10 protein-coding genes are annotated in these 11,273 nt (G+C 65.0%); 4 read left to right on the forward strand and 6 right to left on the reverse strand.

What is annotated here, in order from left to right; genetic code table 11:
* On the forward strand, window positions 1–1,007 hold a 1,007-nt coding region (locus tag VNH11_01520; GenBank protein HVA45038.1), incomplete at its 5' end, for a histone deacetylase.
* A gap of 16 nt (window positions 1,008–1,023) precedes the next feature.
* Here the strand turns inward: VNH11_01520 and VNH11_01525 are convergent.
* Window positions 1,024–1,272, reverse strand: coding sequence for a hypothetical protein (locus VNH11_01525; protein HVA45039.1), 249 nt, complete (start codon window positions 1,270–1,272; stop codon window positions 1,024–1,026).
* Between the two features lie 85 nt (window positions 1,273–1,357).
* Between VNH11_01525 and VNH11_01530 the strand changes: the two genes are divergently transcribed.
* A complete protein-coding gene (locus VNH11_01530; protein HVA45040.1) occupies window positions 1,358–2,533 on the forward strand; it encodes an acyl-CoA dehydrogenase family protein in 1,176 nt (391 codons plus the stop codon).
* A gap of 191 nt (window positions 2,534–2,724) precedes the next feature.
* Here VNH11_01530 and VNH11_01535 read toward each other — a convergent pair whose 3' ends face one another.
* Complete coding sequence (locus VNH11_01535; protein HVA45041.1) at window positions 2,725–3,189, reverse strand: SRPBCC domain-containing protein; 465 nt, start codon at window positions 3,187–3,189, stop codon at window positions 2,725–2,727.
* Between the two features lie 40 nt (window positions 3,190–3,229).
* The gene (locus VNH11_01540) at window positions 3,230–3,658 is read right to left on the reverse strand and encodes a DUF423 domain-containing protein (protein HVA45042.1); all 429 of its coding nucleotides are present in this window, start codon (window positions 3,656–3,658) and stop codon (window positions 3,230–3,232) included.
* A gap of 574 nt (window positions 3,659–4,232) precedes the next feature.
* Here VNH11_01540 and VNH11_01545 point away from each other — a divergent pair.
* Window positions 4,233–5,240, forward strand: a complete 1,008-nt coding sequence (locus VNH11_01545; protein HVA45043.1) for a hypothetical protein — start codon at window positions 4,233–4,235, stop codon at window positions 5,238–5,240.
* Here VNH11_01545 and VNH11_01550 read toward each other — a convergent pair.
* The 3 genes from VNH11_01550 to VNH11_01560 all read right to left on the reverse strand — a co-directional run bounded on the left by VNH11_01550 (window position 5,215) and on the right by VNH11_01560 (window position 9,726).
* Window positions 5,215–6,747, reverse strand: coding sequence for a hypothetical protein (locus VNH11_01550; GenBank protein HVA45044.1), 1,533 nt, complete (start codon window positions 6,745–6,747; stop codon window positions 5,215–5,217). The two genes, VNH11_01545 and VNH11_01550, sit on opposite strands and share 26 nt — an antisense overlap.
* Entirely contained in the window at window positions 6,725–8,581 is a 1,857-nt protein-coding gene (locus tag VNH11_01555) for a hypothetical protein (GenBank protein HVA45045.1), read from the reverse strand. The genes VNH11_01550 and VNH11_01555 overlap by 23 nt, the downstream gene beginning before the upstream one ends.
* 74 nt (window positions 8,582–8,655) lie before the next feature.
* On the reverse strand, window positions 8,656–9,726 hold the full coding sequence (locus VNH11_01560) for a basic secretory protein-like protein (protein ID HVA45046.1): 1,071 nt from the start codon (window positions 9,724–9,726) through the stop codon (window positions 8,656–8,658).
* A 269-nt stretch (window positions 9,727–9,995) separates the two neighbouring features.
* Between VNH11_01560 and VNH11_01565 the strand changes: the two genes are divergently transcribed.
* Window positions 9,996–11,249: a hypothetical protein gene (locus VNH11_01565; GenBank protein HVA45047.1), complete on the forward strand. Its 1,254-nt coding sequence runs from the start codon at window positions 9,996–9,998 to the stop codon at window positions 11,247–11,249.
* The last annotated feature ends 24 nt before the right edge of the window (window positions 11,250–11,273 follow it).

The raw sequence follows: 11,273 nt of genomic DNA on the forward strand, positions 1-11,273 counted from the left end.
CCGGCGCTCGCAAGCTCGCTGGTCCCACCCTACACGCCCAACTTGTCCCAACCTGCCTCGTGCCCGACAATGGCCCTATGACCCTCCTTTACTACGACCCGCGGTTCTTGGACCACGAGACGGGCGCTCATCCGGAACGTCCGCTGAGGCTGATCAAAGTGATCGACCGCTTGGAACATGCGGCTCTGGTCGCGAACTGTACTCGTCACGCCTGGCAGCCCGTGTCGATGGTCCGGCTGGCACGGGTTCACGACCTTGCCTACGCCAAGAAAGTGGCCGACTTTGCCGAGCGCGGCGGCGGCCAGATCGAGTCCGACACGATCGTCAGCCCCAAGTCGTACGAGGTGGCGCTGCTGGCGGCGGGGGCCGTTTGCGACGCCGTCGAGCGCGTGGTCGGCGGCGAAGACAAACACGCGCTGTGCCTGGTGCGGCCGCCCGGCCACCATGCGCTGCAGGCCGAGGTGATGGGCTTTTGCCTGTTCAACAACGTCGCGATTGCGGCCCGCACGGCTGTCTCCGAGCTTGGCCTCGACCGCGTGATGATTGTCGATTGGGACGTCCACCACGGCAATGGCACGCAAGACGCCTTCTGGCGCGACGAGCAGGTCGGCTTCTTGTCGGTCCATCGCTGGCCGTTTTATCCGGGAACCGGTCGGGCGAGCGAGACGGGCGCCGGACCGGGTCTGGGAAGCACCATGAACCTGCCGGTCGAGTTCGGCACGTCGCGCCGAGCCTATCTCGACCTTTTCCGAGGCGCGTTGGAAGGTTTTGCTGCGCGGATCAAGCCGCAGCTTGTGCTCATCAGCGCCGGCTTCGACAGTCATCGCACCGACCCCGTCGGCTCGCTGGGCCTGGAAAGCGAAGATTTTGGAGAGCTGACCACGATCGTGCTCGACGTGGCCGACGCATTCGCCGATGGCAAGGTCGTCAGCGTGCTGGAGGGCGGCTATCGTCCGCAGGCGCTGGCCGAGTCGGTCGAGATTCATTTGAGCGCTATGCTGAGCTAACGGGTCTGAACTATCGTTAGGCCCGCTTGGCGTCCGCGACGGCACAGGAATCGGCTGCGTCGTGCGAACTCGCGGGACCAAGCACCATGTCAGCCTCAAGTTGATGGCAACTGGCACCCGAAAGCTCGATCATTGCCGTCATGCCAGGACTCGGATGGTCTTCGCCTGGGAAGCCTGCCGATGTCCCGCGGAACAGGTGCTCATCATTACCATGATACCAGAGATAGAGCAGGCTGGCCAAGTAGCGGATAAAACGGCCAAGCATGATCCATCGCTTTTCGTAAGTGGTGGGGCTTCTTTTTAGGGATGAGTATACAATTCCTTGTTGGCTGCCGCCCCTAGGGACTGAAATGAACGATTTGAAAAGCGCCGAGTTGCTCGCCGACGTTGAGGCTTTTTGCCAGGAACTTCGGCCGATCGAGGAGTTGTGCTACGTCGAACATCGGCAAAACGAACAGACGGTCGAACTGGCCCGGAAGCACAATGTCTTGGCCATGCCCGTGCCGGTCGAGTACGGCGGACGCGGCGCGGATGCCGTGACTTACGCCCGTGCTTTGGCCCGCATCGGCCGCGAAGGCACCGGCGTGCGCACCTTTTTCTCCGGCCATACGTCGATCGGCGAGTACCCCATCCTGCGGTTCGGCAATCACGAGCAGAAAGCCCGCTATCTGCCGCTGGCGGCGCGGGGCGAGTGCATTCTGGCCTTCGGTCTGACCGAGCCGGACGCGGGTTCCAATCCGCTGGAAATGACCAGCACCTACCGCCGCGACGGCGACCGGTTTTTGCTCAACGGCGTCAAGTATCTGATCTCCAACGGCGCGATCGCCGATGCGGTGATTGTGTTCGCCTATCCCGAGGCCGACACGCCGCGGCGAATGAGCGCGTTCATCGTCGATACGGCCGGCGAGACGTTCGAGACCGAAGACCTGCCGGCCAAGTTGGGCATGTTCACCGCCAACACCGGCATGTTCCAGATGACCGAACATCCGGTGCCCCTCGAAAATCTTTTGGGCGACGAAGGCGACGGCTTTCGGATTGCGATGGGCACGCTGGTGTCGGGTCGGCTGAGCGTGGCCGCCGGCTGCCTGGGAGTGATCGAGGATTGCCTGACCGAAGCGGTGGATTATGCGCGGTCGCGGCACCAGCACGGCAAGCCGATCGGGCGGCATCAGCTCGTGCAAGAGCACATCGCGGCGATCGAGATGCACCGCGCGGCGACCGAGGCGATGGTCGAGCGGGCGGCCCGTGCCAAGCAGGCCGGCGACGAATCGCCCGGCGACGCGGCGGTGGCGCGGCAAGCCGATATGCACGTGGCGCAGGCCAAGCTGTTCGCCAGCAACGCCGGCTGGGATGCCGCCGACCGGGCAGTGCAGATCTTCGGCGGACGGGGATTTTCGGAGCTGTATCGCGTCGGCCGTCATCTGCAAGACGTCCGCGTCTGCCGCATCTATGAAGGGACCGACGAAATCCTGAAGCTGAAGGTCGCGGCCGCCATCTTGGGCAAGGAGTTCGAGGCGTTCAAATAAAAAATGCCTCGGTCGTTGAGGCAGACAGCGGTGGCGGGGGCAGAGCGGCGCGCTCGGACAGTTCCCCACTTGACGCTCGGCCGCGGCGATGCCCCGGTAGCGCCACGACCGGGGCATCGCTGGCCGACGGCGCGTTTGGTGATTGCCGGCTCGCTCTCGGCCAGCTTCTGCCCCAGCCACCACCGGGAAGCTTAGGCTTCCCGCTCGCCCTCGCCGAGCTTCACCCGCACCTGCTGCCAAGCCTGACGGATGACCTGGTCGGCGGCGCCTTTCACAAGACCGGCGGGGACGGTGGCCATCAGCCCGCCCACGCGGTCGATGGTGGCGGTCCAGCGCAGGCGCGACCCCGTGCCTTCGTTCTCGATGTTGAGCGACGAGGTCATCTGCATCGAAATGCCGATCCCTTCCGACTCGACGTGCATCGTGGCCGATCGCGGTGGGTCGAGGTCCGATAAACGAATGGTCATGCGGAGCGTCGCCCGCAGGAATGAAAAACGCGGCTTGACCACGCACTTAAGCGTCTGCGGATCGGGCCGCTCCGCTGAAACCAGGTCGGGAATGCTGGCCGCCAACGTGTCGAGATCGGTCAGCGTGGCATACAGACGCTGTGGGTCGGCCTGAAACGCCTCCTCACCGCCGAATTGAGTGCCGGTCATGCTCATGTGGATCGCGAACCCTAATTGATCGCCTTCTCCATCATGACGCTATGCCTTCGCTGGCCGCCTGAACCGCCCCAATCGCTAGACAAATCCAGCCCAGGATGAATCCCACGCCGCCGAAGGGCACGACCGCGCCGAGGATTCGCGGTGCGCCGAGCGCCATCGCGTACAGGCAGCCGCAGAAGACCAGAATGCCGGCGACAAACAGCGAACCGCCGGCGGTCAGCCAGATCGACGAGTGACGCGTTGCCGCCAGTCCGATCAGCACCACCGCGATGGCATGATACATGTGGTATCGCGCGGCCGTATCGAATATCTCTAGGCGGCGCGCGGCTTCCTGGTGCGCCGATTCGTCGGCCGAGAGTTTTAGGTCTTCGGCCAGCCGGCCCTTCAACCCATGCGCGCCAAACGCCCCCGCCGCCACCGATAACCCGGCCAGCACCGCGCCGCAAGCAACCCACCACATCGGTTTCAACCTAGGCTCTCCAACAGATCATGGTTGATTCTATACTTCACGCGGCCGAGAATGAGACATTGGCGGTGGCTGGGGCAGAGTCTGGCCAGATGGAGGCTGGCACTTCGTTCATGTCGGCGGCCAGACAATGCCCCGGTGCGTCCAACCGGGGCATCGCTTGGCCGCCACGCCGTTGATGGGCGCCAGCCGCTATCTGGCCAAGCTCGCTCTGCCCCAGCCACCGCTTTTGCTCGCGGAAAAATGCCTCATTCTCGGCCGCGTGAAGTATATACCGAACGGGCCAGCCATGCGACCCTGCGGAGACAAGGGCGAGGGGACCGTCCGTTCAGAAAACTTCGAGCGCATGTCGGGGCCGTTCCGCTTGCGGAGCAAGCGGGCTACTTTATCGGCAAATTGGGCACGCACGGCATAATTGAATTCTTCGCGACGCAGTCCCCCTTCCACCGTTGCCGGCGGAAAATCCGGACGCTCCGTTGGAGCGCGACTGCAAACGTTTTGCCCGCTGCGGACGAAGATGAATCAGTGGGACTCGCCTCATTCCGCCCGACCGCCGTCGTTGGTACTCATGGCTCTTGCTCGACTGATCGCGAATGTCCGGCGGGCTGACGCGGCCTGGTGTTGGGCGGCGCTGCTGGTGGCGGTTTTGACGGGCACGGCCTGGGGCGGCGGCGACGCGTGCTGCCATTGCGGGCCGGGCTGCGTCGACCTGTGGGTCATCAACACGCGGGGCGTCCCGTGCTGCGGCGACTTGTCCGCCGCGCTCGACCGGCTCGCCATCTTTCATTGCGAACCGGGCGGCTGGGTGCGCTACACGCGCCAGCAGTTCCTGACGGCCACCGACTCTTCGTTGCCGGTTTGCTTCTACGTTCACGGGATATTCTCCGATGAGCGGCTGGCGCTGAAGCAGGCAGGCGAACTGTTCGGCAAGGTCGGCGCGGGGCTGCCGCCCTTCCGCGGCGTGCTGTGGAAGTGGCCCTCGGAGTTCGAGTGCGGCGTGAGCGTGCGCGACCAGGTCGAGCGCAGCAACGCGGCCACGCAGTCGCAGGCGTTCTACATGGCTTCCCTCATTGCCGATCTCGGGCCGCGGGTGCCCGTCAGCCTGGTAGGGCACAGTCTGGGCTGCCGCACGGTGGTTGCCACGCTGCAGGGCCTGGCTTCGCGCGAGATCGCCGGCCAGCCGCTCGCCGAGCCGGCCTCCGCCGCGCGCCGCCCCATCCAGGCGGTGCTGGTGGCGCCGGCCATCGAGCCCTTTTCGCTCTGGCCGGGCGGCCAGTATGATTCCGCGCTCAGCCAGGTCGAGCGGATGCTGATTACCTACAATCCCGGCGATCGCGTGTTGCGGACCTACGAGCACTTCTTCGACCGCCGCCCGCTTGGCCTGCGCGGATTGCCGCAACCAGCCGTCGCGGCCGGCAGCTTCGAGAAAGTGAGGCAATTCAATGCGAATCCGGCAGTCGGCAAGCGGCACGTGCCGTCGGTCTACTTCGACTCGCCTGCCGTTGCCGTCCGGATGCGCGGTTATGTGGGGAGGGCTCGGGGTTCAGGGTTCAGGGTTCAGAACCCTGAACCCTGAACCCCGAACCCTTCAACATCGGCCCCAGCCCGCGCATCGTCTCCAGCGTGGCAGGCTCACTTCGACCACCCGGTGGCTCGATTTGGTCTCGGCTCTCGTTGGCCGGGTAGATCGCCGACTCCGCCGCATACGAATACTTGGGCCGCAAGACGTACTTCGGCAAACCGTGGCCGGAATCCAGGCACACGCCGGCTTGCTCAAACCCCGCGGCAAATTCATCGCGCTGCGCCAGGCTGCGATGGGCAATCTGCGCCTGCGTGTCACGAGGAATCACCACCTCAAAGTCGGTCCACCAGGCGCACTGGTCGGCCGTCTCCTGCAAATCGACCAGATACCATGCCTTGACAAGTTGCCGCGCGATCAACGGCACCCGCCGCACGCCTGTACCCATCACACGCAGGCCGGGCAGCATCCGCCGCGCGTCGTGGGCCACCAGCGGCATGATGAAGCCGCCCACGTAGCTGCGCCGCTTGCTGCGCCCCGCCGTGCCGAACTTGCCCCCCACGTAAAGTTTCGAGTAATCCGTCTCCGCCGCGGGCGGAAAGTAGCTCGGCTCGGCTACCGACGCCCGAATGGCCAGGGCCATGTCGGCCGGCGTCGTCATCAACCGCAAGTCGCAAAGCCGCTCTTCCTCCGGAATCTGGCTCAGCAGCTCGAACATCGTCCGATCGACAAAGCAGGTACACGCCTTGCCGATGTAGCGATCTTCGCCGAGCGTCAGGCCGGGGTTGTCGCGGGCGAAGCGTTCCGGCCGGCGGCGATAAAAGTCGTACACATCGGGCCGCCATGAGACGGCGAAGTTGCCGGGATCGAACTCCTTGTAGTCCTGCGCGTCGAGCACGTGCCCTTCGCCCCGATTGTCGAGCACCTCTTTGTTGGCGGCCACGATCACCACCGGATAGACCGGCCTCAGCCGGCTGCGACGGACCACCTCGTCGATGTCGGCGGCGTCTCGCCATTGCTCGACGCCCAACGCAAACGCGATGCTCTCCTTGAGTCCCTCCGGCGACACCTCGGTCGGCCGGTTCGTCAGCAGTTTGGCGACCTTCGACGGCAACTTTTCGCTTGACCGGATGGCGCTCACGTCGGCGTGCTGAATGCGATGGGCGGCATAGTCGACGCTGGTCCGCGTGAACCCATAGCACGCATAATAAATGGCAATGATCGAACCGGAGCTGTTCCCGGCCACAATCACCTTGTGGCGGGCCAAGGCGGGCACCCGCTCGAAGGCGCGCTCGACGACGCCCGCGTCGTACGACATGCTCGACCCCTTGCCCTGAAAGCTGACGAGCAGCTCCATCTCGGCCATTCGCTCGCGCCAGCCGCCGTCCGCGGTGGCGAGCGGGAGGCGTAAGCCTCCCGGAAGTGTACCGCCCAGCCGCGCGGGCCAGCCGGCAACCTGGGCCGCGGTCGGTTGAGCGCCAACCCGCTCCGCCCACCCTCCGCCGACCATCGTCAAGACGACGAGTCCGACGACCATCCGCTCAATCACTGGTTGCTCCTTCATCCAGTTTGAGTACCAACGTCAGCCAGCCGTCGACCAGGCTGAGCTGCTCCAGTCGCAAGACGGCGGGCGCCAACACCGCGGCCAGCGGCGGCGTGCCGTCGGAAGTGGCCTCGCTCACAAAAAACCGCGACAAGATATCCCGCACCACTTCCGTTTCGGTCGAGCTGCTCGGCTCGATCTCGATCGGCCCCTCGCGAATGAGCTTGACCGGTCTCTCGCCGACGTCCACCCGATACGCAGTCTTGACCGTAAAAGGCCCCCCCTGCCGCATCGAACCATTGCCGCGGATGGCCTCCAATCGCACCGTGATCAGCAGCTTCCCGTCGCGAATAGCAATCGTCAGCGGACCGTCTTGGGCAAAGATAATGCTGGCCGGAATGCGGCCCGCCACCTCGTCGTCGTCGCTGGGCACCAGGCCGAACGTCGAAAAAACGATCTCCCGAAAATCGGCTTCGTTCACCAGCCGCCCGGCAATGAAGCGCTGCGAGTTGTTGACGGCCGACTCGTGAACCTGAAACAGCACCGCGTGGTTGCCGGGCACCGCATCGGGCGGACCGGCGGGCGAAGCGAATTGCGTTTCGCCGGCGTAGCGGCCCAGCCACTCCAAATAACCCGCGGTCGTTCGCAAACGCAGTCGCGAGGCCGGGTCGGGTCCTAAGGCCGCGAACAGCCCGAACGATTCGATGGTCTGGTTTCCCTGTCGGGCGACCCGCCTGCTTTCGGCCTGCAACTGCTTTTCGACTTGCCCTCGCGTGCGCTGCGCCACCTTGAGGTCGTTGGCCGCCTGCTGCCGGCCGACGACTCTTCCGGCAACCCGCGTCAGCACGCGGCGCAACACGCGGCAGCGGACACCCAAGTTCACGCTGCTGCCCGTCGTGCGGTGACGCACGGCCGACGTGGGCGTTCCGACCGCGAACCCCGCGTGCGTGAGAAAAACCGGTTGGGCCGCGGTAATCTGGGTTTGCCCGCGGGCACGGACCGTGGCCAGGCCTTTGACCGCGGTGATGTCCATGTTGCCGACGCCGCGGAAACCGACGTGGACCACGCCGCGTGCCTCGTCGGGCACCAGCGTCATATTCAACTTTCCGTCGACCGTGCCGCGCACGCGCACTTGCGCCCCTTCGCTTTGCTCGTCGCTCGACAAGGGCCGCACCAGCCGTTGGTGTACCAGGTGATTGAGGAAGTCGGCCGAAAAACGCATACGATGGTTCACGTGGACCGTTTCCTGCCGTACCTGCTCCAGCACGTCGCGGGCCTGGGCGTGGGCCAACAGCCAGTCGTAAGCCTCGGCCACGGACAACAGGTTCTCCGCCGAACGGTCGGCCGAGTAGCGGGCCACGGCCGTTTGCAGCCGGTCCATCCAGGTGGTGAATTGCTCGGTCAGGTCGGGCAACTTGCTCGCGCGCACCAGGCGCACGTAGTGCCGCAGCGCGTCGCGCAGCCGCTCGTAGTCGTGGCCCTTGGCACCGGGCGAATTGCGACGCAGGTTCTCGTCGTTCCGCGCCAGCGCCTCGAAGTCGGGCGCTGGCCGGTCCAACTCTTCGACGAGCGACGCCAGGCCGAGATCGTCGGCCGTGCTCTGGCCATCGGGCACGTCGGCCAGCCGAGCCGAGAATTGCCCGTGTGCGGCCAGCACGTCGGCTTTGGCCTGGGCCAGTTCTTTCTCGTCTGGCACGTGCGCCACGGCGCGTGCTTGCTGGATCGACCGGGTGAGCAGAGCCAGGCCGCCGAGTGCGGCGGCCGGCGGTTCGCTCCAGGCGCAGGGCGGCGGCGCGAGGGCGATGAGAATCGCCAGCGCAATCACCGCACACATCGACGTGTTTCTGCCGGGCATCGTGGGTTCGTCTGCTCCTCCTGCCATCCTTCGAGAATACTTTGCAATTGGCAGGACTTCCAGCAATTTCGGTCCTACTGCAGCGTTGCCCGCCACTCGTCGTCGAGCTCGTCCAGAGCTTTGCCGGTCAGCTCTTGAAAAACTTCGGCGCGGTATTCGCCCGCCCGCAACAGCCGGTTGAGCTTGCGGACGAGGTCTTTGTCGTAGGTTTCCACCAGGTAGGCCAGGAAAGCGGCGCTTACGCGGTAGCTGCGGTCGTAGTGCGCCCGCCGGGCGTCGATTCGGCCCAAGTTGCCAGGCTCAAATTTGAAGAACCGCACGTAGTCGGCCACGCCCTCCACGAGCCAGCCCGGATTGCGCCGCCCGCGATATCGTTGCACGACGTGGACGGTCTCGTGGACCATGGCGCCGACATCGTCGGGATGCTCCTTGAAATACTTCACCGAGCCGACGATATGTTCGCCGCCCGTGGCCGCGACGCCCTGATAGTCGCTCTTGAGCGCCAGCGTAACGAAGTGCGGCGGTTTGTAGCCGTCGCTGGCGAGCTCCTCATTGATCATGCGATACGCCCGTTCGCAGATCCGCGCGGTGTTTCCGGCCCAGTCCTCCATGTCGGGAGCGTCGGCCACATCGACGCGGAACTCGATGGGGTACTGAAACGTTGCCACCGGCGTGGGCGATTCGATCGCCAGTTCGCGGACCGCCAGCGGGTGCGGCAGATCGGCGGTGACGACGATCCGCACGGCCTTCAGCAGGTGTTCGCCGGGCACCGCTTCCGCGGCGCCGCCGGCAAAGGTCGCCAGCCGCTCGAAGGTCTTGCCGTCGGCCGACGCTTCCAACGCGCCGCTTTCCAGAACATCGCGTCCGTCGGAGCGCCCGCTCGTGGCCTTGATCGAGCGGACGGCGACCGGCGCGTCGAATTCCAGGGTTAAAGAATCGTTGGCGTGCGGATTGTCGGCCGAAATAAACGCGGTTGTCGGATCGCCGTCGAAAGCAAACTGCCGGATATGGTCCTCGGCTGTGGCCAGCGAGCTGGTGACCGTGGCCGACAGCGGCGACTCGTCACCGTTCGCGGTTGGCCCGATTTGGAACGCAACGATGACGAGCAACGCCGCAATCAGCCAGACACGCGGGAATCGTGGCACGGATTGGCCTCCTTTGATGAAGTTTCGATGGGTGTAGGCGAAAGTGGTCTGCCAGAGACCGGTACGCAGATTATAGCTTCCTGTTTACCCGGCGTTATACTTCACGCGGGCGACATTGAGACATTTCGGTGGCTGGGGCAGAGCTTGGCCGAGACCCAGTTCGCCCAGAAAACGCGCCGCCGGCCAAGCGATGCCCCGGTGGTGACGCTACCTGGGCATCGGCTGGCCGCGTGAAGTATAGAATTGCGGCATCACCCCTGGAGACTTGCATGATGCTCAGATTCTTGACCGTCGTCCCCGCCCAGATGTGCCTACTGTGCTCGATCATCCTGCTTGCCTGCCCACTGGCCGCGGCGGAGCCGAAACCGGTCGCCGCGGTCGTCACGAGCTATTTCCACAACTCGCACGCCGACGTGATCGTCAGCCGGTTGCTGGAGGGCTACACCCTCAACGGCCAGGGCGAGCGGCCGAACCTGAAGCTCGTTTCGCTTTACACCGATCAGGTGCCCGCCAACGACAAAAGCCGCAAGCTCGCCGAGCAATACGGGTTCGGAATCTACGATGACGTCGCTGATACATTGACCCTGGGAAGCGGCAAGCTGGCGGTCGAGGGCGTGTTGCTGGTGGCCGAACATGGCAAGTACCGGCTCTCGCCGACCGGGCAAACGGTCTATCCCAAGCGCCGGCTGTTCGAGCAGATCGCGGCCGTGTTTCGGGCCAGCGGCAGGGTGGTGCCCGTCTTCTGCGACAAGCATCTGGCCGACAACTGGCAAGACGCAAAGTGGCTCTACGATACAGCAAAAGAACTGGGCGTGCCGCTCATGGCCGGCTCGTCGTTGCCGGTGCTGTGGCGCTATCCACCGGCCGACGTGGAGCGCGACGCCGCACTCAAGGAGATCGTGGGCGTCTCCTACCACACGCTCGACGCCTACGGCTTTCACGGGCTGGAAATGTTGCAAACGCTGGCCGAGCGGCGTTCGGGCGGCGAAACAGGCGTGCGCGCGGTCACTTGTCTCGAAGGCAAAGCCGTGTGGGAGGCGGCCGGCCGGCTTTATAGCCAGGACCTCTTCGACGCGGCGATGGGCCGGCGGCGCGACCGCCGCGGCGGCGGCAAGCCGCTGGCCGAAATTGTGCCTGAGCCGGTGCTGTTTCACGTCGAGTATGCCGACGGATTGCGGACCAGCCTCTTGACGCTCAACGGCGCGGTGGCCGAATGGGCGGCGGCCTGGCGTTATGCCGACGGCCGCACCGCCTCCACGCTGTTCTGGACGCAAGAAGCCCGGCCGGTGATGCACTTCACGTATCTCGTGAAGGGGATCGACTCGATGTTCCAGACGGGCCGTCCCGCCTGGCCTGTCGAGCGGACGCTTCTCACCAGCGGTTGCCTGAACTTGCTGCTCGTCTCCAAGCAGCACGGCGGCCAGCGGCTGGAAACGCCGCAGTTGATGGTTCCCTATCGCACGCAGTGGAACTGGCAACAGCCGCCCGGTCCTCCGCCCGGCCGGCCGTTCAACGAGCAATGACGCGATGCCGGTGGCGCTAACGAA

This window comes from Pirellulales bacterium (genome assembly GCA_035533075.1).
Taxonomy (GTDB): domain Bacteria; phylum Planctomycetota; class Planctomycetia; order Pirellulales; family JAICIG01; genus DASSFG01.